A 21,367-nucleotide genomic window follows, 5' to 3' on the forward strand; every position below is an offset into this window, starting at 1 on the left:
GTTCCTGTCAGTCCTGTTCGGCGTGCGCCGCAAGCGGGGAGTCGGGCAAGCTTGCGAGCGGGTCGCGAGCAAATCGCATTGTCACGCGTGTTCCGCCGCCAGGCTCTGGCGCGAAGGCCATTTCGCCGCCGTGTTCCTCGACGATCTTGTGGACGATCGCCAGGCCAAGGCCGGTGCCCTTCTCCCGGGTGGTGATGTACGGTTCAAGGATGCGATCGCGTTCGGCCGGCAGGCCGATGCCGTTGTCGACGACGCTCACCGTCACCGAATTCTGGTCACCGGTGAGTGTCACGGCCACGTGGCCGCGATAGGCCAGATCCTCGACCTTCGCCTTGGCTTCGATCGCCTCGACGGCATTCTTGAGAATGTTGGTCATCACCTGCCCGAACTGGTGCCGGTCGCACTGGAGCGGCATCATCGCGCCATCGCTGGCAAAGCTGAAGTCGACGGCGGTATGTGCAACTTCCTGCAGGAACAGCGATTGCCTGACCAGATCGCTTGCATCCTCTGCCCGGAATACCGGTTTGGGAAGGCGAGCGAAGGAAGAGAATTCGTCGACCATCGTTCGCAGATCGCCGACCTGTCGAATGATGGTGCTTGTCAGTTCCTCGAACAGTTCAGGATCGTTCTCGATCTGCCGGCCATAGCGCCGCTTGAGCCGTTCGGTGGCGAGCTGGATCGGGGTCAGCGGGTTCTTGATTTCGTGCGCAATGCGTCGCGCCACGTCCGACCACGCCGCGCGGCGCTGGTCGAGCAACTGGCGCGTGATGTCCTCGAACGTGATCACCTTGCCCTTGGCATCGGCCGCAACGCGGACGGCAAGCGTTCGCAGATCACCATCGACCGGATGCTGGATGACGTTGTTGGGCTGCCCGGAAGCGACCAGTTGAGCAAAGGTCAGTGACACGTCTTCGAGCGGCTGTCCGATCGGGCTTGCTGCGCCTTGCGGCAGCAGCGCTTTCTGCGCCGAGGAATTGATGAGCTGGACTGTTCCATCCTGCCCAACCGAGATGATGCCCGCTGAAATCGACTCCAGCACGGCCTCGATGAAGGCGCGGCGCACTTCAAGCTGGGCATTGGCTGACACGAGCGCCTGCGTCTGGCCTTCAAGCTGCTTGGTCATCCGGTTGAAGGCGCGGGCGAGCAAGCCCACCTCGTCGGTGCCGCTGCTTTGGGCAACACGCATGGCGAAATTGCCGCTGCCAATCGTTCGCGCCGCCGATACGAGCTCGACGAGAGGCGCAACTTGCCGGTCGGCAAAGCGCAGTGCCGCCCAGACTGCCACTGCGACCAGCATGAGGCTCACGCCGAACAGCAGCAGATTGAAGCGCAATTGCAGCGCGCGCGCGCGCTTGGTCAGCATGTCGTAGGATTTGAGAACGGTTTGCGCCCTCTCCCACTGTTCGAGCGCGAGCGCGTTGGACGTGCGCGCGGCATAGAGGTAGATGCCGCGTTGCTTGTCGACAGGCGTGATCGCCTCGATGCGTTCGGCCGATGCGTTCACCACCACCATTTCGCCCGCGTCGAGCCGTTTAAGATCGGCTTGCGATACGCGCTGCTCACGCTCGGTCTTCTCGGGATCAACAATTGCCGCAGTGCGCAGGGAGCCGTCGGGGGTGCGTTCGAGGATCGCCGACTCGTTAAGCTTTCGACCCAGGACCTGATAGGAATAGCCTTCGGCAAACTCGGTCGAAGTTATCGGAGCCTGGTCGAGGTAATCGCGGATGTCTCCGGCCATGGCCACGGCTTCGTTGCCGACATCGCGCAGCTTGTCCTCGTAATAACCGCGGGCGAGCTTGTTCGCGTTCTCGAGCATGCCGCGCGAGCTGTCGGAAAACCAGAACTCGACGCCTGATTGAAACAGGAGCGAGGCGAACACCACCACGAGCAGCGTCGGAATGGCGGCGATCAGCGAGAAGAGCCAGACAAGCCGGACGTGCAGGCGCCCGCTCGAACCAAGTACGCTCTTGGCAGCGCGACGGATGGCAAGCCGGCGCCCCGCCAGCACCAGCAGCGCCATGGCGGGCACGAGCGTACCAATGAGCAGGCTCGAGGTAAGGCGCGACGGCAGGATCCCGCCTTGCGCACTGGGCCCTGAAAGCGTCAGCCAGCTTACCGACAGCATCAGCACGAAGATCGCAGCGCAAGTCAGTTCAAGAAGAAGCAGGAAGTTCGCGCGGCGCAGCCCGACCAGCGCACGGCGGAACCAGCGTGGCGCGCGGCGGACTGATGATCTTCCCGTACCATTCATCGTTGCGCAGTCACAACAGTCCTGTTGCAAAAATGCAAGAGGAAACCGATGAGTGTCGCTCGCAGCCTGATGAACTGCTTGCCGTTACACAGATGTTATTTCATCCGGGGTGATGCGAAGATCCTGAAGTCGCTTTCGCAAGGTGTTGCGATTAATCCCCAGAACTTGCGCAGCTCTCAACTGGTTTCCTGCGGTCTGGGACAGCACGCGAAGGAACAGCGGACGTTCGACAGCAGCCAGGACCGCATCGTAGACCTCGCCCGATGGTGGGGTATGCTCGTCAAGCCACATGCCGATTGCACTGGCAAGATCGTGCGCATCGTGGCCGGTATCGTCCGAAGGCCGGACGACGCTTGCCGCATCCCCAGCATTCAGCAGTGGCTCAATCGCACTCGTGTCGATGACCTCTTCCCGGGCCAGCAGCGCCAACCGGTAGATGAAATTGCGAAGTTCACGGACATTACCACGCCACGGCTGCTGCGATAGCAACGCGCTGGCGGCGGCAGTAAGGTTGCGTCGTGGCAATCCTTCAGCAGCCGCCTTGGCCAGGAAATGCCGCGAAAGCGCATCGATATCGTCCACCCTGTCGCGCAGCGGCGGCAGTTCGATCGGGACCACGGCCAGCCGATAGTAGAGATCCTCGCGGAACGTTCCGGCCGCGATCATCGGCATCAGGTCGCGATTGGTTGCCGCAACGATGCGGCAGTCCAGCGAGATTTCGTCGCGCCCGCCAACCCGGCGGATGCGGCCCGATTGCAGGGCGCGCAACAGACGCGTTTGCGCCTGCATCGGCATGTCGCCGATCTCGTCAAGGAACAGAGTGCCGCCCGAGGCTTGCTCGAACTTTCCGATCGAGCGGGCCACCGCACCGGTGAACGCCCCCTTTTCATGGCCGAACAGCTCGCTTTCGATAAGTTCGGCAGGAATGGCGGCTGTGTTGACGGCGATGAACGGACCTGCCCGGCGATTGCCGAGCTGGTGGATGGCTTCGGCAACCAGCTCCTTGCCCGTTCCCGATTCGCCCAGGATCAGCACTGTCAGGTCGTTGCGCAGCACGCGCGTGATCATGCGATAGACCGCCTGCATCGCCGCGCTGCGCCCGACCAGCGGCAAGCCCTGCGGGACGTCCTGCGGCAAGTCCGGCTCCGACGCCTCGGCCTTGCCGATGGCTTGTGTCACGGTCCTGACCAGCTCCTCCAGGTCGAAGGGCTTGGGGAAATATTCAAACGCGCCGGTGTCGCTGGCACGCACCGCGGTATCCAGCGTGTTCTGCGCCGACAGGATGATGATCGGCATTCCCGGGTGGGCTGCACAGACCGGGCCAAGCGTGTCGATGCCGTCGCCATCGGCAAGCATGACGTCGGTCAGCAGCAGGCGGTACTGCGTTCCAGCCAGAAAGCGGTCGCGACCGGCCACGCTGTCGCACTGGTCCACCTCGAAGCCTTCGGCCTCGAGTGCTGCGGTGATGACCAGGGCGATCGAGGCATCGTCCTCGACCAGCAGAACGCGTTTGGGCATCAGCTCACGGCCCCTGCGACAGGTAGGTGAAGACGGAAGTGGGTCAGGCCCTTGGCCTCGTCGCGATCGTGCGTGATGCGCCCATTCATCTCACGCACGAGCTTCTGGACGAGCGCAAGGCCCAGGCCCTGCCCGCTCTTCTTCCCGGTAACAAATGGCTCGAAGATGTGATCGCGCAGGGCCGGGTCGATGCCGGGTCCGTTGTCGGAGACGCGCAGTTCGATCGGCAAGCGCAATGGCTTGCCGCCAGGCCCGGCATGAAGCTGGATGCCGCTGGCAAAGCGGGTGCGCACGAGGATTCGCGGCGGCAACTGGTGCTGGCATGCCTCGCGGGCATTGCTCAAGAGGTTGAGCAGCACCTGCACCAGCGAGTCCGGATTTGCCATGATCGGCGGCAGCGAGGGATCGAACTCCTCATCGATCACCACCTGGCCGTGGCAACCCGCCACCAGGACGGCCTCGGCGCGCCGCACGGCCTCGTGCAGGTTGCACTGCTGGAAAGGCTCCGAACTGCGACGCGAGAGCGACTGCATCTGGTCGATCAGCTTGGCGATCCGGTCGACCTCGGCGGTAATCAGGCCGGTCATTGCGCGGTCCCGCTCCGAAAGCTTGCGGTCAAGCAGTTGTGCGGCACCGCGAATCCCTGCCAGCGGATTCTTGATCTCGTGCGCGAGGACTTCCGGCGCCCGCAGGGCGATCCCTTCCCCGCCACCGGCTCCGCGGCCGTCACCCGATAGAGCCTCGACGCCGACGCCCTCGTGCAGCATCAGCAACTGCCATCCGGGGCAGTGCGTTACCGGGCTGGTCATGATGTCGAAGAAGCGGGGCGGCTGCCCCATGATCCGCACGCCCACGTCGCGGGCAAAAAGCTGGGCCTCGCCATCGGCCAGACGGCCGAGGATCAGCGGCTCCTGAAACTCGAAGATATCGGCGATCGACTTGCCGACAAGGCGGCGGAAGCTTTGGCCGATCAGCTGCTCGGCCGCCGGATTGACTGCCGAGACGACAAGGTCCGGGTCGATCTGGACCAGGGCGATCGGCAGGCTGGACACAACGCGCTTGGGATCGGGCTTCTGCCCGGGTTCGCTCCGGCGCCAGTCGGTCAGCGCGATCATGCGGCGGCGCGGTGATCCGCAGCGCCAGCTGCCAGATGGTGCTCGATCGCCCGGCCGTAGAAATCGGCAAGGCTTGCCAGAACCGCCTTGGGATCGTCGATGAAATTCACCTTGTTGCGGAAATCGGCCGAACCGTGCAGCCCCTTGGTGTACCAGCCGAGATGCTTGCGGGCCATGTTGACGCCGGTCACCGTGCCGTAGTGCTCCTGCATCGCCTGATAGTGTTCTATGATCAGAGCATACTGTTCGGGCAGCGTCGGGTCTGCAAGGCGTTCGCCGGTCCTCAGCCAGTGCACTACCTGCCCCAGCAGCCAGGGCCGGCCATAGGATCCGCGACCAATCATCACACCGTCCGCGCCGCTCTGTTCGGCGGCTGTGGCAACGTCCTCGATCGAACAGATGTCGCCGTTGACGATGACCGGCACGGACACGGCATCCTTGACGCGCCGGACGAAGCTCCAATCGGCATTGCCCTTGTACATCTGGTTGCGCGTGCGTCCGTGCACCGTGATCATCTTGGCACCCAGATCTTCGGCGATCCGGGCAAGCTCGGGTGCGTTCAGGCTGTCATGGCACCAGCCCATGCGCATCTTTACCGTCACCGGCACCTTCACGGCCTTCACCGTCGCCTCGATCAGCCGGGTGGCAAGCGGAATGTCGCGCATCAGCGCAGAGCCCGCATCGCCATTGACGACCTTGCGCACCGGACACCCCATGTTGATGTCGATGATCGCAGCGCCCTGCTGCTCGACCAGCTTGGCGGCTTCCGCCATCTGTGCCGGATCGCAGCCAACGAGCTGCATCGAAACAGGCTCCTCGATCGGATGCCACGCAGCCTTCTGGATGGACTGGCGCGTCTCGCGGATCGCTGCCGGGCTCGCGATCATCTCGGTCACGTTCAGCCCTGATCCGAACCGGCGCACGATCGTGCGGAACGGCAGGTCCGAAACACCCGTCATCGGTGCAAGCACGACCGGATCGGCAACGGTGACGTCACCAATCTGGATGGGAGCGAATTTGGGGGGTACCGGTACTGCGGACATGGTCGGATATCTGCCTAAAAAACAGGCAGCCCCTAATCGATTTCGCTCCTGACGGCAAGGCTGTTGCCCGACAGGGCGCTGCGCTGTTACAGGCGCGACGCATGTCGTTTTCCGGACCTCCCATTCGTGCAAGCGTTGCCGCTATCGTGGTCGCCGCGGGCAAAGGCCTGCGCGTCGGCGGGGACCTCCCCAAGCAGTTCATCGTTTGGCGCGGCAAACCGCTTGTCCGCCATAGCGTCGAGCGGCTTGCCGAGGCAGGCATTGCGCCGATCGTCGTCGCCATTCCCGATGGGTGGGAACAGGTCGCAGCTTCGGCGCTCGCGGGTCTGCCGGTCCATTTCGTCACCGGCGGGGCAACACGTCAGGCGTCCGTCCGTGCAGCCCTCGAGCAGCTCGAGGGCGCGAATGCCCAACGCGTGCTGATCCACGATGCCGCACGCCCCGACCTGCCGCGCAAGGTCATCGACGGATTGCTCGAAGCGCTCGACCATGCAGCCGCGGCAATTCCCGTCCTGCCCGTGGTCGACAGCATGGTGCGCGGCGAGGACGCCGCTATGGCCCAGCCCGTGGCGCGAGAGGGTCTGTTCAGGGTGCAGACACCGCAAGCGTTCGATCTTGCAGCCATCCTGTCGGCGCATCGTGCGTGGACAGGGCCTGCGGATGCTGGCGACGACGCGCGAGTGGCCAGGGCCGCCGGCCTGTCGGTCAGGTTGAGCGAAGGCGACGAAGCATTGCGCAAGGTGACCTTTGCCACAGACCTCGAGGAGCAAATTGTGCCCGCTTCAGTGCGAACCGGAATGGGATTCGATGTCCACCGCCTGGTCGAAGGCGAGGAACTCTGGCTTTGCGGCGTACGGCTTGATCATCCCATGGGGCTGTCGGGACACTCCGATGCCGATGTTGCGATACATGCGCTGGTGGATGCGCTGCTGGGGGCGGTTGCCGCAGGGGATATCGGCGACCACTTCCCGCCCAGCGACCCGCAATGGCGCGGCGCTTCTTCCGACCGCTTTCTCGCGCATGCCGTCGGGCTTGTCGCGAGCGCCGGATACGCGATCGGCAATGTCGATGTCACGATCATCTGCGAAGCACCAAAGATCGGACCGCACAAACTGGCGATGCGTCAACGGCTTGCCGGGATTCTCGGGATTGACTTGGCGGCGGTCTCCGTCAAGGCGACAACGACAGAGCGTCTTGGCACCACCGGCCGGGGTGAAGGCATCGCGGCCCAGGCAGTTGCAACAGTCATTGCCCAATAATCGGGCCGGATAATCGTGCCGGATCATCGGATTGCCAACCGGCGTGGCAGGAGCACACACGATATGAAAAGATCGACTTTCGCCCTGGTCTTGAGCGTTGTCGGCCTGTGCAACAGCCAGGCAGCCCTTGCGGCAAGCGCTTCGCAATGTCTTGCCGAAGACGAAGTGACCGCCCTTGTCGGATATGCGCTGCCGGCAGTGATCGACGGCACGATGAAGACTTGCCGGCCCCACCTTTCCAGCAACGGGTTCTTCGCAACCCGCGGGAGCGAATTCTCCAGCCGCTATGCTGCGCGCAAGGAAAGCAACTGGCCCAAGGCCAAGATGGCCTTCCTCAAGCTCGGCGGCGGCAAGGACGAGAAGATGGCCAGCATGCTCGGCAATCTGCCCGATGAGTCGGTAAAGCCCTTCGTGGAAGCGATGGTGGGCGAACTGGTCGGCAGCGAAATCAAGCCGGACCAGTGCACCGCGATTGAGCGCGGGGTCCGCCTGCTGGCGCCGCTTCCCCCGGAAAACACGGCCGAACTGGTCGCGTTCGTGCTGGTTCTTGCCGACAAGCCCAAGGCCGGCAAGACCTCGTCCTTCCCGATCTGCAAGCCGGCTGCCTGAGCGATGCCACTCGATCGCCTGCTCCCGGCCGAAGTCGATGAACTCGCGCGCCACGTCGTCACGGAAAACGCGGCCCTTGGCCGGACTGTTGCCGTTGCCGAAAGTTGCACTGGCGGACTTGTCGCGGCAGCCCTGACCGAAGTGCCTGGCAGCTCGGCCGTTCTCGATCGCGGTTTCGTGACTTATTCCAACGAGGCCAAGCACGAACTTCTGGGCGTATCCGAGGACGTTATCGATACGTTTGGCGCAGTTTCGATTGCCGTTGCGTGGTCGATGGCACAAGGTGCGCTCAAGCACTCGCGTGCCGACGTTGCCGTTGCCATTACCGGCATCGCCGGCCCTGATGGCGGGAGCGAACAGAAGCCGGTGGGAACGGTGGTCTTTGCCTGCGCCAGGCGGGGCGAGGATCCCGAACAGACCAATGCCGAACTCAAGGTCTTCGATACGGCGGCTTCACGCGCCGAAGTCCGCCTTCAGGCTACGCTGACCGCGCTCGGGCTGCTGTTGCCGTAAAGCTGTTCGGCGCGCTTTTCGAAGGCTGCCACCATCTTTCGAAAAGCGGCGTCGAGATACTGGCCGGCCAGCTTCTCGAAGATCGCGCTGCGGAAGGTGAAGTCGACGCAGAACTCGATGGTGCAACCACCGTCGGGCTCTGGCTTGAAGCTCCAGGTGTTCTCCAGTCGCTTGAGCGGCCCTTCGATATACTCCACCTTGATCGCGCTCGGCCGCTCCTTCAGCACGCGCGAGGTGAACTTCTCCCGCAATGCGCTGAACCCGACGAGCATGTCGGCGATCATCTCGTGCTCGGAATCCGACTTTACGCGTGTCGCTACTACCCACGGCAGGAACTCGGCATAGCGACCGACATCCGCAACCAGGTCGTACATCTGCTCGGCCGACCAGCGCATCCTGCGATTTTCTGTTATGCGGGGCAAGCGATCAGGACTTCTGCGCGGCCCGCGCCAACTGCGCATCACGCGCGGCGCGCATCTGCCGGAAGTCGTCTCCGGCATGATAGCTCGACCGGGTCAGCGGGCTCGCCGCGACCTGCAGGAAGCCCTTGGCGCGTGCAATGGAGCCATAGGCATCGAACGCCTTGGGCGTCACGAAGTCGATCACCTTGGCGTGCTTCGGTGTCGGCTGCAGGTACTGGCCCATGGTCAGGAAGTCGATCTGGGCGGACCGCATGTCGTCCATGACCTGATGGACCTCGAGCCGCTCCTCGCCCAGGCCCAGCATGATGCCCGACTTGGTGAAGATGCGCGGATCGTGGCGCTTGACCTGCTCGAGCAGGCGCAGCGAGGCGTAGTAACGCGCACCGGGACGGATCGTCGGATAAAGGCGCGGAACTGTCTCGAGATTGTGGTTGTAGACGTCGGGCCCTGCCGCCACGATCGATTCGACCGCCGCCTCCATCTTGTTGCGGAAATCCGGGGTCAGGATCTCGATCGTGGTGTTCGGAGTCAATTCGCGCAGCGCCTTGATGACCTTCACGAAATGGCTGGCACCGCCATCGGGCAGATCGTCGCGGTCGACCGAGGTGATGACGATGTGCTCCAGCCCCATCTTTGCCGCAGCGGTGGCGACATTGGTAGGCTCCATCGGATCCACCGCGCGCGGCATGCCCGTCTTGACGTTGCAGAATGCGCAGGCGCGCGTGCAAACGTCGCCCAGGATCATGACGGTGGCGTGCTTCTTGGTCCAGCACTCCCCGATGTTCGGGCAAGCCGCTTCCTCGCACACGGTGTTGAGGCCAAGGTCGCGCATCAGCGCGCGCGTCTCGCCATAGCCCTTGCTGGTCGGCGCCTTGACGCGAATCCAGTCAGGCTTGCGCTGACGTTCTGGGCGAAGTTCCGGTGCGGGTGTGCTCATGCCGCCCAGATAGCCATGACTGGCAGGACTTGAAAGACCCATTCGTCGTGTCCATTAGCCCTAACGATGACCCAGCCTTCTCCAGAACTTGACCGGCTGATTGCCGGCTACCGCCGCTTCCGCGAACACGGATGGACCCCCAAGCTCGAACGCTGGCGCGAATTGCGCGAAAGTCAGGAGCCGCAGGTGATGATCATCGCCTGCTCCGACAGCCGCGTCGACCCTGCCCAGATCTTCGATGTCGACCCGGGCGAGATATTCGTCGTCCGCAATGTCGCCGCGATGGTTCCGCCCTACGAGACGACGCCGGGGCACCATGGCGTGTCGGCGGCGCTCGAATTCGCCGTTCAGGTCCTCAAGGTCAAGGAAGTCGTGGTCATGGGCCACGGCATGTGCGGTGGCTGCAAGGCCGCCCTGACGCAGAGCCTAAAGGGCACCGGCCCGGGTGAAGGCGGCTTCGTGACTGACTGGATCGCCTTGCTCGACGATGCCCGCGAGGACGTTGTCAAGAAGTTCGGCACCGAGGGGCGAACTGCGGAGCAGGCGATGGAACTTGCCGGCGTCCGTGCCAGTATCCAGAACCTGCGCACCTTCCCGTTCGTCGCCGCCAAGGAGGCCTCGGGCGAACTTACGCTGCGCGGCGCATTCTTTGCGATCTCCGACGGGGTTCTGCACGTTCTCGACGAACCGACGGGCACTTTCGCACCAGTCTCCTGATCCCCGCAGTTCTGCCACAGCCTGCAAAAAGAAAGGGCGGCCCCATCGGGACCGCCCTTCTCTTTGGCACGAGCCAGAGCTGTCCTTACGGACGAGCCTTGGTCGTTGCATAGGCCGACCACAGGCGCGCCAGCGGTGCGCGCGCTCCGGTCACCTTGGCGAACGATGCCTTGGCTTCGTCGTACTTGCCCTGATCCACCTGGGCGATGCCGAGGCGGGTGTTCGCACGATCGGTGTCGACGCCACCCTTTGCAAGTGCCATCGTGTAGAACTCTTCGGCCTTCGCCGCTTCGTCGTACGACAGATAGGCGTCAGCCATGGCGAGCGCGGACTTGCCGTCCTTGCCAGCACGTGCGTCGCGATCGAGACCCGGGAGCGAAGCCTTGTCAGCCGCGATGCGGCCCTTGGCCTGGCTGGTAGCGTCGGCGATGAACGGGTCGTTCGCCTTGAGAACGCCAGCCTTCACGCCCATGTCCGCAATCTTGAGCACTTCGCCGGGCAGACGACGCGGGTCAGCTGCTTCGATGTACTCGACGTATTCGCGCTCGACATACTTGGGATCGTTCTGGAACCCGCCCGAACGCAGCATCAGGCGGCCGAGGTCCAGCGATTCCTGGTTGGTGAACTGGCCGAACTCGCGAACGAGCTGACCGGCGCCCAGCCAGTTGAGCGCAGTCGGATTGCTCTCGACCATCATGGTCGACCATTCGATCGCTTGCGGCCCAAGGCGGTTCTTGTAGGCGATCAGGTTGGCGCGCTTGAACCAGCCTTCCGGCACGGCAGCGCCAGCGGCCTTGCGCGCATCCACAGCGGTGCGCAGCGCGGTCAGCGCTTCGGCATTCTGGCCCTGCTGGGCGTAGGAGTCAGCCAGCAGCTCTGCCGCGGTGTCGTCCTTGTAGTTCGCCTGAACCACGGGCGTCAGCGCCTTCACGGCGGTGGTGTAGTCCTTGTTCGAATAGGCGAAGTTGCCAAGGTAGAACTGGTATTCGGTCACGTTCGCAGCCGGCACCTGGCCGCTGTCGAGCATGTTCTGGATGCCGCGCTGGCGCATCGCCACGTCATTGAGCGCGCCACCGATGCTGACAGCCCAGCCACCAGCGGCCATGCGGTCGAGCGGGGTCTTGATGGCAGCTTCGGCGGCTGCGAGTTCTGCCGGAGCGTTGCCGAGCAGCGCCTTCTGTGCAGCAGCGTCAGCGCCGCTCTTCTTGGCTGCATCAAGGGCAGTTACCGTCTTCTGGATCGGTGCCGCTGCCGCCACGAATTCCTTGGAATAGCTGGCCTTCTCGGCCTTCGCTTCCTTTTCCTTGGCGAATGCCGCGGTCGACGTGACCGACAGTGCGCCGGCCGAAAGCGCGAGGGCCATCGCCGTCTTGCCAATCAGTCCGAAAGTAGCACGCATAGAAATCGTCTCCTGTTCGACCGGATGCATGAGGCGAGGCAACCTGCCCCGACACCTTGCACATCCCGGTGTCCTCTCACCTCTGGTCGCTTCCGCTAGTGGCGCGGATTTGGGTCCTTGGCAACGGTCTGCGCACTATCCTTGATGCGGTGAACCGCGATTGAATGGCGTCTCGTCCGAATATTCATGCATCTGGTCGCAGGTGTGGAAAACCGGCCGGGTTTTCGGGCCACGAAAGCCCGATTGCTGGCTATCCTGTGACAATTGGCCTAGGGCCTTGGTTCCATCTTCAAACCATAAAGAAAAGCCGCAGCCGTGAGCGACACCACGATCATCGACCCCCCTGCCCCTTCGCCCGAGGGCGAATTCCAGCGGATCGACATCGTCGACGAGATGAAGACCAGCTACCTCGATTACGCGATGAGCGTGATCGTAAGCCGCGCGCTGCCCGATGTGCGCGATGGTCTGAAGCCGGTCCACCGGCGTATCCTGTGGACCAGCCATGAAAACGGCTTCGTCTCGACCAAGGCTTATCGCAAGTCTGCCCGTATCGTCGGCGATTGCATGGGTAAGTATCACCCCCACGGCGACGCCGCGATCTACGATGCCCTCGCGCGCATGACGCAGGACTGGTCGATGCGGCTCCCGCTGATCGACGGCCAAGGCAACTTCGGCTCGATGGACCCCGATCCGCCGGCCTCCATGCGCTACACCGAGGCGCGCCTCGCCAAGGTCGCGGATTCGCTGCTTGGCGATATCGAGAAGGACACTGTCGACTTCACCCCGAACTACGACGGGTCGGAGCATGAGCCGCAGGTCCTGCCCGCGCGCTTTCCCAACCTGCTGGTAAACGGGGCTGGCGGCATCGCCGTCGGCATGGCCACGAACATTCCGCCGCACAACCTCGGCGAAGTGATCGACGGTTGCCTCGCTTACATGGATAACCCGCTGATCACGATCGATGAACTGATCCAGATCATTCCCGGGCCGGACTTCCCCACTGCCCCGCTGATCCTCGGCACCGCTGGTGCCCGCAAGGCCTACCACGAAGGTCGCGGCTCGATCATCATGCGCGCCCGCCACCAGATCGAGGAAGGTCGCGGCGATCGTCGCTCGATCGTGCTGACCTCGATTCCCTATCAGGTCGGCAAGTCGGGCCTTGTCGAAAAGATCGCCGAAGCCGCCAAGGACAAGCGGATCGAGGGCATCTCCGACATTCGCGACGAATCCAACCGCGAAGGCGTGCGCGTGGTCATCGACCTCAAGCGCGATGCCACGCCTGAAGTCGTCCTCAACCAGATCTGGCGCAACACCCCCGCGCAATCGAGCTTCCCGGCCAACATGCTCGCCATCCGTGGCGGCCGTCCCGAGGTGCTCAACCTCAAGGACATCATCGAGGCCTTCGTCCGCTTCCGCGAAGAAGTCATCACCCGCCGCACCAAGTTCGAACTGAACAAGGCGCGTGACCGGGCGCATATCCTGCTCGGCCTCGTCATCGCGGTGACCAACCTTGATGAAGTCGTGCGGATCATCCGCAGTTCGCCCAACCCGGCTACCGCGCGCGAAACGCTGCTGGCCCGCGAATGGCCGATGGGTGAGATCGCCCAGTACATCAAGCTGGTCGAGGCGATCGAGGACATTGGTGTTGCCGATGCCGCCACCTATCGCCTGTCCGAAATCCAGGTTCGCGCGATCCTGGACCTGCGCCTCCATCGCCTGACCGCGCTGGGCCGTGACGAAATCGGCGAGGAACTCGAAGGCCTTGCCACGGCAATCGCCGAATATCTCTCGATCCTGGCCGATCGCGTGAAGCTTTATGGCGTCATGCGCCAGGAACTGCTCGAAGTCCGCCAGGCCTTCGCCACGCCGCGCAAGTCTGAATTGACGGCGCCCGCCGATGGCATCGAGGACGAGGACCTGATCGAGCGCGAGGACATGGTCGTCACCATCACGCTCGATGGCTATATCAAGCGTACCCCGCTATCCACCTTCCGCGCCCAGAACCGTGGCGGCAAGGGCCGGTCCGGCATGGCCACGAAGGACGAGGATGCCGTGGCGACGATGTTCGTCACCAGCACCCACACGCCCGTCCTGTTCTTCTCGACCGCGGGCAAGGTCTATCGTCTGAAGGTCTGGCGCCTGCCCGAAGGCGGGCCGACCACGCGCGGCCGTCCGGTGATCAACATGCTCCCGGCGCTCGACAAGGACGAGACCATCGCCACCGTGCTGCCGCTGCCTGAAGACGAAGCCGAATGGGGCAAGCTCTCGGTCGTCTTCGCCACGGCAAGGGGCAACGTCCGCCGCAACTCGATGGACGCTTTCGCGAACATCCCCTCGAACGGCAAGTTCGCGATGAAGTTCGAAGAGGACAGCGAAGATCGCCTGATCGGCGTGGCGCTGCTCGAAGCGACCGACGACGTGCTGCTGGCCACCCGCGCCGGCAAGGCCATCCGCTTTGCGGGTGACGAAGTACGCGAGTTCACCAGCCGCACCTCGACCGGTGTGCGCGGCATGACGCTGAAGGGTGACGACGAGGTCATCTCGCTCTCGATCCTGCACCGCGTCGGCGCCTCGCCCGAGGAGCGCGAGGATTACCTGCGCTTTGCTCCTTGGAAGGGCGAGAAGGACGGCGAACCGTCGACATCGGCAGAGCGCATGGCTGAACTTGCCTCGCGCGAGGAGTTCATTCTCACCGTCTGCGCCAACGGATACGGCAAGATGTCCTCCGCCTATGAATACCGCCGCACCGGTCGTGGCGGACAGGGCATCACCAATATCGACAACATCGGCCGCAATGGCCCGGTCGTCGCCAGCTTCCCGGCGACGCAGGCTGATCAGCTCATGCTCGTCACCGATCAGGCCAAGCTGATCCGCCTGCCGCTCGATTCGCTCCGCGTGATCGGCCGTGGCTCGGCGGGCGTGCGACTGTTCAACGTCTCGGGTGACGAACACGTCGTCAGTGCGGTCCGTCTTGCCGAGGGCACAGGCGAGGACGCTGAAAGTGTCGAGGACGTCGAAACCGCAGCGGAAGGCGCTGCTGCTGACATCCCCGAGGACGGTGCGGGCGAATGAGCGACCTCCCGCTGCTCGCCTACAAGGTTCTGACCGGCCCGCAGATGACGCAGCTGGAAGCCGACGGCGTGTTCAAGGGCGCCCCTGTTGATCTGGCGGATGGCTACATCCACCTCTCGACCGAGGCGCAGTTGACCGAGACTGTCGACAAGCACTTTGCCGGACAGGACGATCTGCACGTTGCCGCAGTGGACCTCGCCGTTCTCGGCAATGCGATAAGGTGGGAGCCTTCGCGCGGCGGACAGCTTTTCCCGCATATCTATGGGGATCTGCCGCTCAGCGCCGTCATCGCCTACTCCCCGTTGGAACGTGACGACGAGGGCCGCGTCAGGCTTCCGATAGCGAGTTGAACGCGCCGCGCCTGCGCAGCGTCGCGATCACGCCGGTGCAGATCAGGAACTGTCCGAAATAATAAAGCGGCCAGATCAGCAGACCCGGCAGGGCACTTCCGGCAAGCGGTCCCATGCGCGCGAAGATCAGCAGATCCGATGCCGCGAACATCATCGCGCCCACGCCCACACGGTAGCGCGGAAAGCTGCTCATCCACGCCGCAGCGGCCATGCCTGACAGGCTGAGCGCGTAGAGCGCGACATCGGCGCGGCCGGAAAGCTGATAGGCTATCAGCGGCACGGCAACGAGCGTGACCACTGCCGTCGCCTTCTGGCTCGTTGAGGGCGCATCCCTGCGGAACGCCACGTAAAGCGCAATGGCCAGCAGGTGGCCAAGCAGGAACGCCACGGCGCCACCGGTAAAGTTCACTTCAAGCACCATGTCGCCGACGGCGCCAAGGGCCATCACTCCGGCGATCATGCGGGCATGGCGCGAGGGGTGATGTGCCCAGGCATAGGCCGCAAGCAGCGCGACGCCTGCGCCCTTCCACAGGATCAGCCATAGGCCGGGGACATGACCTTTGGAGGCCAGCCAGTAACTCGTTCCGGCAACAAGGCTGGCCAGCAGCCAGGGGCGTTTCTCGATCAAGGCGCGTTTCGGCACTGGCACCACTTCCTCCTGCCCAGATGTGCTGGAACTGCCGCTGCTCTTGCCGCAGCGCTGTGGCAATGCCAAGGGCGCAGGCATGACGCATCAGGTTCACATCATCGGCGGCGGCATGGCCGGAAGCGAAGCCGCATGGCAACTTGCGCGGCGCGGCATTCGCGTGCGCCTTTCGGAAATGCGCGGTGGCGGGGATACCACTCCGGCCCACAACAGCGACGGCCTGGCCGAACTGGTCTGCTCCAACTCGTTCCGCTCCGACGATGACGAGAAGAACGCCGTTGGCCTGCTTCACCACGAAATGCGCGCGTGCGACAGCCTGCTCATGGCAGCAGCCGCCAAGGCGCGCGTACCGGCCGGTTCGGCGCTGGCGGTCGACCGCGACGTGTTCTCGGCTGAAGTCGAAGCCGCCCTGCGAGCGCAACCAAGCCTCGAACTGGTGCGCGAACGGGTCGACACGCTGCCCACCGACGGACTGACGATCATCGCCACCGGGCCTCTCACCGCCCCCGCGCTTGCCCAGAGCATCGGCGGTGCGACGGGCGCCGACAGCCTCGCTTTCTTCGATGCCATCGCCCCCATTGTCTATCGCGATTCCATCAACATGGACGTCGCCTGGATGGCCTCGCGGTGGGACAAGGGCGCGGAAGCCTCGCTTGCCATGGGCGGCGACGGGCGCGACTATATCAACTGCCCGATGACGAAGGACCAGTACTTCGCCTTCCGCGAGGAGCTGCTGGCAGGCGAGAAGACCGAGTTCAAGGAGTGGGAGGCGAACACCCCCTACTTCGACGGCTGCATGCCGGTGGAAGTCATGGCCGAGCGCGGCGTGGAAACCCTGCGATTCGGCCCGATGAAGCCGGTCGGCCTCGACAATCCGCACTGGGCGACGGCGGAACATCCCAACGGACGCTGGCCCTATGCGGTGGTGCAGTTGAGGCAGGATAACAAGCTTGGCACGTTGTGGAACATGGTCGGCTTCCAGACCAAGCTCAAACACGCCGAACAGGTCCGCGTCTTCCGCACGATCCCCGGGTTGGAGAATGCCGAGTTCGCGCGGCTCGGCGGTCTGCACCGCAACACGTTCCTCAATTCGCCAACCCTGCTCGACCGGCAACTCCGCCTGAAGTCGGCCCCGCACATCCGCTTCGCCGGACAGATCACCGGCTGCGAAGGCTATGTCGAGAGCGGCTCGGTTGGAATGCTGGCAGGGCTGATGGCGGCAGCACAGATCGCAGGGCGGGACTGGACACCCCCTCCCGCGACCACCGCGCTAGGCGCGCTGCTTTCGCACATCACCGGCGATGCCGAGGCCGACAGCTTCCAGCCCATGAACGTCAACTTCGGGCTGTTTCCACCGCTGCATGACGTCAAGAAGAAGCAGCGCAAGGAAGCCTATACCGAGCGCGCGAAGGTGGACATGGCAGACTGGGTCAAAACCCTGGCCTGAGCTGCCGCGACAGGCACGTTGGCAGCCCGAACCTGTTGCCCACATGCCCTTCACCTGCCCCTGACCTACCCTTCACCTCGGGCTTATTTGCAGGAGCACTTCTGCGTGACCCTGGGCTTGTCCTTGGGCCGGGTGGTCGCGAACTCCTCGCGCGTCAGGAACAGATCGGCGTTGGCATCGGCACCCTTGAACTTGTCGACCGTGGCATAGGCCCACTCCTCGAACGTCAGCAGGTTGTTGCCATCCTTGTCGAGCTTGCGGAAAGCCTTGGCGCGCTGGCTGAGCATCTCGACGCGGCTGATCCGGCCATCGCGGTCCTTGTCGACAAGGTTGAAGCGGCGTGTCTCCTTGCCGACCACGGTCGCCTCGGGCGGGGCCACACCGACCAGGCCATCGACATCTGCGCTTGGCAGGTCCTCCGGTTCGGCAACTTCGGCACTACTGACCGCCAATGGTGCAACTTCACCGAAAGTGGTCTCCGCCCTCCCCTGCCACCAGAATACGCCGGCAGCCGCCAGAAGCAGCGCGCCAAGACCGCCAAGCAAACCTCGAACCATGCAGAGATGTCCCGCCAAAAACAGCAGGCAGGGTAAGGGGCAAGCGCCGCAATGGCATGGGCAGATGCTGCAAGTTTGGCGCAATCAGACTGGCCGGGCGACTACCAGCCCAGCATCCCGGCCCGCACGATGCGCATCATGTCGAGCAGGGCCCTGTTCTTCTTGTCCTGCGCCGCGTCGCGTTGCGCGAAGGTGCGCAATACGGCGAGCGGACGCATCGAGCGGGGCATGCGATGGCGCGCAAGCGCCCGCCTTTCAGGATCGACTGTCTGCAACGCGACCTCACGCACCGCATCAAGCCGGCTGACGCCAAGCAAGCGGGCCAGTGCGACGAAAGCCTCGACGCGCGCTGCACGCAGATCGGCGCCGCCGTCCTCGCCGATGACGGCCGCTTCCCAGCCGTCAACCAGGCCGACCAGGGACTTGTGCTGGCCGTTCCACGCCCGCAGGCATTGAAGCACCGGCTTGCTGCTGGGCCAGGCCGCACTGTCCTCCAGCAAGCGGTCCCGCCACCATGCGAGCCGGATCTGAATCATTAATGGCTCGCGTCCGGAAGGTGCTGATTCCGCCAATCGGCGGTCCAGAAGCAGGAGCGCCGCCCAGGCATCCCGGGCAGAATTCGGGGCGTACATGAGTGCCAGGCGAGATACTTCATCCAGGTTTTGTGCGACTTCCAATGGTTTAGCCGACATTAATCGATACCCTTCGCACAACACCTACCTTTTAACGCAGCGTAAACCACATGGCTTCAAGATGAAAAAATCACGACGTTTTAATGAACGACTCGCGGAATACAGTTCGCATCGCCGACGACAAACCGAAGAGACGCTAGCAGGATGTTCTCAGCAATTCGATCTCTTGCACAGTTGCCGTCGCTGCTGCGGCGCCTGGGGCGGCAGACCAGTGGCAACGCGACCCTGCTGCTCGCCATGGGAATGCCCGCCTTCATTGGCGGTGCCGGCTTCGCCGTGGATACCGCGCAATGGTACATGTGGAAGCGCGAACTGCAGTTTGCGGTCGATCAGGCGGCGCTGGCCGGTGCCTGGGCCCGCACCCAGAGCGCATCGCGCGCCAACTACGCGATCCGCGCGAAGCAGGAGTTCGATGCCAACATCGGCGTGACGAAGGATATCGTGGACGCTGCACCGACGATCAAGCTAAACAACTACGCCGGCGGCACCAACAATAGCGTCTCGGTGAGCGCTTCGGTCTCGGACAGATTGCCCTTCTCGAGCTTCCTCACCGGCAAGGGCACGACCGTCAGTGCATCGGCGCAGGCTGCGTACACCGCGGGCACCGATTTCACATCATGCTTGCTGGCGCTCGATGCCGACGACAGCGGCGCGGTCACGATCGGCGGCACGTCGATCCTGACGGCGCGCTGCGGCATTGCGGCACTGTCTTCGTCGAGCACTTCGATCATCGTCAACGGCAGTCCCAGCATCGATGCAGGCTGGGTGCTGTCACGCGGCGGGATCGACGACTGGTTCAACGTCTATACCGATGCCGAAGTGCACGATTATCTTGAGGGCCTGTTCGATCCCTTCGCCTCTCTGACACCGCCCAATCCGGTCGAGAGCCAGGTTGCGAGGAACTATTACTGCGTCAAGGGCACGACGACCACGCGCGCCGATCGCAACAAGAAAACCACCGTCACCTATACCTATTGGAAAGGTGCGACCTGGCAGACGGCGACAACGCAGGTTACTGGCAACAAGAACGCCAACAAGGATCACACGACAAGCGCGACCGATACATATGTGATCGTCGAAAATACTGTCGTTGCAGGAACGACTTACACCACGACGACCACGTGGACCCAGACCAACCAGGGGGCAGGCAACAACATCGTCTGGGAAAAGATGGAAACGGTCGTCGCAACGACGATTTCCAACCTCAGCAAGACGACGACAGCAGACCTCGCCTCGGCACAGCCGGGCATCTACACCGGCGGCATCAAGGTTTCGTGCGCCACCACCTTCGCTCCTGGCGTCTACATCATCGACGGTGGTGGTGTGGAAATCAGCGGCCAGTATGCGGTGGTCGGCAGCGGCGTGATGTTCGTGCTGAAGAACGGTGCTTACATCAAGATAAACGGTGGTTCGAACATCAATCTTACCGCTATCCAGGCTTCGGAACTTGCGAGCCGCGGCATTCCCGCGACGACCGCCAACGCGCTGGCGGGAATGCTCGTGTTCGAAGATCGCAGTTCCACCGGTACTGACCGCAGCAGGATCAATGGCAATTCATCTACCGTCCTGAATGGCACGATATATCTGCCCAACAGCAGCATCGATTTCACTGGCACGGCAAAGGTGACCAGCCAGTGCCTGATGATCGCGGCAAACAACATCGCGATTTCCGGCACTGCCAACATGTCGACGTTCTGCCCGACTGGGGTGACGGAGGACACGGTCGTTGCCAAGGAAATCAGCCGGGTGAAACTGGTCGTATGACGATCGGGCGGCGCTTTCGTTGCGGCCTGCGGGCTGACATCACCGGCGTCATGGCGATCGAGACGGCCGTCATTGCTCCGGTCATGGTCCTTTTCAGCCTGGGTGCATACCAGGTCAGCTCGCTGGTGGCGCGGCAGGGTGAAATCCAGAGCGCGATGACGGTGGCAGAATCGGTCGCACTGGCCACCGAGCCTGATACGAGTGCAAAGCGCGATACCCTCAAGGGCATCGTGGCGGCGTCTACAGGGCTGCCGCAAAGCCAGATCGTCGTAGAGGCGGCATATCGCTGCAACGCCTCGACCACTTTCGTGACCCTGGAGAGTACCTGCCTGACCGGGGCCAATGTTTCCCGATACATTCGCGTGAAGATCACTGACAGCTACGTACCGCTATGGACCGAGTTCGGGGTGGGTTCCACTATCGCGCTCAGCGCCGAGCGCTACATCCTGTACTCGCAGGGGACAAAGAAGTGAGCGTGGCCAGGTTCATCGCAAAGCTCGTGCGCGACAAGACGGGGTCGGTCGTGACCGAGTTCGCGCTGCTGGGGCCGACGGTGCTCACGCTGATGCTCGGCGTGTTCCAGATCGGCATCGGGATGCAGAACTACAACGCGATGCGCGCGGTGTCGTTCGAGGTTATGCGTTATGCGGTTGTCAGCTACCAGACCGACAATAACCTGACCAACGACCAGCTTGTCAGCTATGCACGCTCTATCGCGACCGGCCAGGCCTACGGGCTTGATGGCACGCGGCTCGACATCAAGATAGCAGATGTCACAACACCGCGCGTGACTGGCACAAAAGAGAAGACCCTCAACATCGTCTATGCCATTCCGACGGTGCTAAGTGTCATCGGCTATTCGGAATTTCCCATAAAATACTCGCAATCGCTGTTTCTGGTCTCGGAGTGATCTCTGCGCAAACACGGCGCAACGATTAACCATCTTTCCCCAAGCTGCGGGCATCCAAAGGGCAAGATTCATTCTTTGTTACCCAAGGTTCTTTTCTCATATCTTAGGTATTTGCCCTTAGTCTTGCCTCATGATGGGGGCTCGAA

Annotated in this window: 20 protein-coding genes; 10 read left to right on the top strand and 10 right to left on the bottom strand. The window is 63.2% G+C overall.

Annotated elements, in window-relative coordinates; translation table 11 throughout:
- Positions 1–7 precede the first annotated feature (7 nt).
- From B9A23_RS01655 to dusB, 4 genes are all read right to left on the bottom strand, one after another.
- Positions 8–2,251 carry a sensor histidine kinase gene (locus B9A23_RS01655; RefSeq protein ID WP_084277047.1) on the bottom strand — a complete coding sequence of 748 codons (2,244 nt, stop codon included), beginning with the start codon at positions 2,249–2,251 and terminating at the stop codon, positions 8–10.
- Positions 2,252–2,335: 84 nt separating this feature from the next.
- Positions 2,336–3,769: a sigma-54-dependent transcriptional regulator gene (locus tag B9A23_RS01660; protein WP_084277049.1), complete on the bottom strand. Its 1,434-nt coding sequence runs from the start codon at positions 3,767–3,769 to the stop codon at positions 2,336–2,338.
- The gene (locus tag B9A23_RS01665) at positions 3,769–4,884 is read right to left on the bottom strand and encodes a two-component system sensor histidine kinase NtrB (RefSeq protein ID WP_084277051.1); all 1,116 of its coding nucleotides are present in this window, start codon (positions 4,882–4,884) and stop codon (positions 3,769–3,771) included. The genes B9A23_RS01660 and B9A23_RS01665 overlap by 1 nt, the downstream gene beginning before the upstream one ends.
- Positions 4,881–5,927 carry a tRNA dihydrouridine synthase DusB gene (gene dusB / locus B9A23_RS01670; protein ID WP_084277053.1) on the bottom strand — a complete coding sequence of 349 codons (1,047 nt, stop codon included), beginning with the start codon at positions 5,925–5,927 and terminating at the stop codon, positions 4,881–4,883. Before dusB ends, B9A23_RS01665 begins: the two co-directional genes overlap by 4 nt.
- A 101-nt stretch (positions 5,928–6,028) precedes the next feature.
- On the opposite strand from dusB, the gene B9A23_RS01675 reads away from it, so the two are divergent.
- The 3 genes from B9A23_RS01675 to B9A23_RS01685 all read left to right on the top strand — a co-directional run bounded on the left by B9A23_RS01675 (position 6,029) and on the right by B9A23_RS01685 (position 8,308).
- The gene (locus B9A23_RS01675) at positions 6,029–7,186 is read left to right on the top strand and encodes a bifunctional 2-C-methyl-D-erythritol 4-phosphate cytidylyltransferase/2-C-methyl-D-erythritol 2,4-cyclodiphosphate synthase (RefSeq protein WP_084277054.1); all 1,158 of its coding nucleotides are present in this window, start codon (positions 6,029–6,031) and stop codon (positions 7,184–7,186) included.
- A 63-nt stretch (positions 7,187–7,249) separates the two neighbouring features.
- Positions 7,250–7,795 carry a hypothetical protein gene (locus B9A23_RS01680; protein ID WP_084277056.1) on the top strand — a complete coding sequence of 182 codons (546 nt, stop codon included), beginning with the start codon at positions 7,250–7,252 and terminating at the stop codon, positions 7,793–7,795.
- 3 nt (positions 7,796–7,798) lie between these two features.
- Positions 7,799–8,308, top strand: a complete 510-nt coding sequence (locus B9A23_RS01685; protein WP_084277058.1) for a CinA family protein — start codon at positions 7,799–7,801, stop codon at positions 8,306–8,308.
- On the opposite strand, the gene B9A23_RS01690 is transcribed toward B9A23_RS01685, so the two are convergent.
- Positions 8,269–8,730, bottom strand: a complete 462-nt coding sequence (locus B9A23_RS01690; RefSeq protein ID WP_084277480.1) for a type II toxin-antitoxin system RatA family toxin — start codon at positions 8,728–8,730, stop codon at positions 8,269–8,271. The two genes, B9A23_RS01685 and B9A23_RS01690, sit on opposite strands and share 40 nt — an antisense overlap.
- A 4-nt stretch (positions 8,731–8,734) precedes the next feature.
- Positions 8,735–9,667 (bottom strand): lipoyl synthase, encoded by a 933-nt coding sequence (gene lipA, locus B9A23_RS01695; protein WP_176217836.1) that lies wholly within the window; start codon positions 9,665–9,667, stop codon positions 8,735–8,737.
- Between the two features lie 66 nt (positions 9,668–9,733).
- Between lipA and B9A23_RS01700 the strand changes: the two genes are divergently transcribed.
- Positions 9,734–10,384, top strand: coding sequence for a carbonic anhydrase (locus B9A23_RS01700; protein ID WP_084277062.1), 651 nt, complete (start codon positions 9,734–9,736; stop codon positions 10,382–10,384).
- Positions 10,385–10,469: 85 nt separating this feature from the next.
- On the opposite strand, the gene B9A23_RS01705 is transcribed toward B9A23_RS01700, so the two are convergent.
- Complete coding sequence (locus B9A23_RS01705) at positions 10,470–11,783, bottom strand: tetratricopeptide repeat protein (RefSeq protein ID WP_084277481.1); 1,314 nt, start codon at positions 11,781–11,783, stop codon at positions 10,470–10,472.
- A 330-nt stretch (positions 11,784–12,113) separates the two neighbouring features.
- Here B9A23_RS01705 and gyrA point away from each other — a divergent pair, with 330 nt between their 5' ends.
- Both gyrA and B9A23_RS01715 read left to right on the top strand, forming a co-directional pair.
- A complete protein-coding gene (gyrA, locus tag B9A23_RS01710) occupies positions 12,114–14,855 on the top strand; it encodes a DNA gyrase subunit A (protein WP_139797304.1) in 2,742 nt (913 codons plus the stop codon).
- On the top strand, positions 14,852–15,205 hold the full coding sequence (locus tag B9A23_RS01715; protein WP_084277065.1) for a DUF952 domain-containing protein: 354 nt from the start codon (positions 14,852–14,854) through the stop codon (positions 15,203–15,205). The genes gyrA and B9A23_RS01715 overlap by 4 nt, the downstream gene beginning before the upstream one ends.
- Here the strand turns inward: B9A23_RS01715 and B9A23_RS01720 are convergent.
- The gene (locus tag B9A23_RS01720) at positions 15,183–15,854 is read right to left on the bottom strand and encodes a lysoplasmalogenase (RefSeq protein ID WP_254894917.1); all 672 of its coding nucleotides are present in this window, start codon (positions 15,852–15,854) and stop codon (positions 15,183–15,185) included. The two genes, B9A23_RS01715 and B9A23_RS01720, sit on opposite strands and share 23 nt — an antisense overlap.
- Positions 15,855–15,930: 76 nt before the next feature.
- Between B9A23_RS01720 and trmFO the strand changes: the two genes are divergently transcribed.
- Positions 15,931–17,298, top strand: a complete 1,368-nt coding sequence (trmFO, locus tag B9A23_RS01725; protein ID WP_084277482.1) for a methylenetetrahydrofolate--tRNA-(uracil(54)-C(5))-methyltransferase (FADH(2)-oxidizing) TrmFO — start codon at positions 15,931–15,933, stop codon at positions 17,296–17,298.
- Positions 17,299–17,381: 83 nt separating this feature from the next.
- Here trmFO and B9A23_RS01730 read toward each other — a convergent pair whose 3' ends face one another.
- The gene (locus B9A23_RS01730; RefSeq protein ID WP_084277069.1) at positions 17,382–17,855 is read right to left on the bottom strand and encodes an EF-hand domain-containing protein; all 474 of its coding nucleotides are present in this window, start codon (positions 17,853–17,855) and stop codon (positions 17,382–17,384) included.
- Positions 17,856–17,956: 101 nt separating this feature from the next.
- Positions 17,957–18,391 (bottom strand): hypothetical protein, encoded by a 435-nt coding sequence (locus B9A23_RS01735; protein ID WP_084277070.1) that lies wholly within the window; start codon positions 18,389–18,391, stop codon positions 17,957–17,959.
- Positions 18,392–18,721: 330 nt separating this feature from the next.
- Between B9A23_RS01735 and B9A23_RS01740 the strand changes: the two genes are divergently transcribed.
- Genes B9A23_RS01740 through B9A23_RS01750 form a run of 3 tightly spaced genes read left to right on the top strand, consistent with a single transcriptional unit; the run spans position 18,722 to position 21,221 of the window.
- Positions 18,722–20,311, top strand: coding sequence for a pilus assembly protein TadG-related protein (locus B9A23_RS01740; protein ID WP_176217837.1), 1,590 nt, complete (start codon positions 18,722–18,724; stop codon positions 20,309–20,311).
- A complete protein-coding gene (locus tag B9A23_RS01745) occupies positions 20,308–20,784 on the top strand; it encodes a TadE/TadG family type IV pilus assembly protein (protein WP_084277074.1) in 477 nt (158 codons plus the stop codon). The genes B9A23_RS01740 and B9A23_RS01745 overlap by 4 nt, the downstream gene beginning before the upstream one ends.
- A gap of 2 nt (positions 20,785–20,786) precedes the next feature.
- Complete coding sequence (locus B9A23_RS01750; protein WP_176217838.1) at positions 20,787–21,221, top strand: TadE/TadG family type IV pilus assembly protein; 435 nt, start codon at positions 20,787–20,789, stop codon at positions 21,219–21,221.
- Positions 21,222–21,367: the final 146 nt, after the last annotated feature.

Source organism: Novosphingobium sp. B1, assembly GCF_900176395.1.
Taxonomy (GTDB): Bacteria; Pseudomonadota; Alphaproteobacteria; order Sphingomonadales; family Sphingomonadaceae; genus Novosphingobium.

Excerpts from the sequence above, each read along its gene's own strand:
- B9A23_RS01730 (WP_084277069.1), bottom strand. The coding sequence starts at position 17,855 with ATGGTTCGAGGTTTGCTTGGCGGTCTTGGCGCGCTGCTTCTGGCGGCT.
- B9A23_RS01705 (WP_084277481.1), bottom strand. The coding sequence starts at position 11,783 with ATGCGTGCTACTTTCGGACTGATTGGCAAGACGGCGATGGCCCTCGCG.
- B9A23_RS01660 (WP_084277049.1), bottom strand. The coding sequence starts at position 3,769 with ATGCCCAAACGCGTTCTGCTGGTCGAGGACGATGCCTCGATCGCCCTG.
- B9A23_RS01685 (WP_084277058.1), top strand. The coding sequence starts at position 7,799 with ATGCCACTCGATCGCCTGCTCCCGGCCGAAGTCGATGAACTCGCGCGC.
- B9A23_RS01745 (WP_084277074.1), top strand. The coding sequence starts at position 20,308 with ATGACGATCGGGCGGCGCTTTCGTTGCGGCCTGCGGGCTGACATCACC.
- B9A23_RS01665 (WP_084277051.1), bottom strand. The coding sequence starts at position 4,884 with ATGATCGCGCTGACCGACTGGCGCCGGAGCGAACCCGGGCAGAAGCCC.
- B9A23_RS01700 (WP_084277062.1), top strand. The coding sequence starts at position 9,734 with ATGACCCAGCCTTCTCCAGAACTTGACCGGCTGATTGCCGGCTACCGC.
- trmFO (WP_084277482.1), top strand. The coding sequence starts at position 15,931 with ATGACGCATCAGGTTCACATCATCGGCGGCGGCATGGCCGGAAGCGAA.
- B9A23_RS01655 (WP_084277047.1), bottom strand. The coding sequence starts at position 2,251 with ATGAATGGTACGGGAAGATCATCAGTCCGCCGCGCGCCACGCTGGTTC.
- B9A23_RS01680 (WP_084277056.1), top strand. The coding sequence starts at position 7,250 with ATGAAAAGATCGACTTTCGCCCTGGTCTTGAGCGTTGTCGGCCTGTGC.
- B9A23_RS01735 (WP_084277070.1), bottom strand. The coding sequence starts at position 18,391 with ATGATTCAGATCCGGCTCGCATGGTGGCGGGACCGCTTGCTGGAGGAC.
- dusB (WP_084277053.1), bottom strand. The coding sequence starts at position 5,927 with ATGTCCGCAGTACCGGTACCCCCCAAATTCGCTCCCATCCAGATTGGT.
- B9A23_RS01715 (WP_084277065.1), top strand. The coding sequence starts at position 14,852 with ATGAGCGACCTCCCGCTGCTCGCCTACAAGGTTCTGACCGGCCCGCAG.
- B9A23_RS01675 (WP_084277054.1), top strand. The coding sequence starts at position 6,029 with ATGTCGTTTTCCGGACCTCCCATTCGTGCAAGCGTTGCCGCTATCGTG.
- lipA (WP_176217836.1), bottom strand. The coding sequence starts at position 9,667 with ATGAGCACACCCGCACCGGAACTTCGCCCAGAACGTCAGCGCAAGCCT.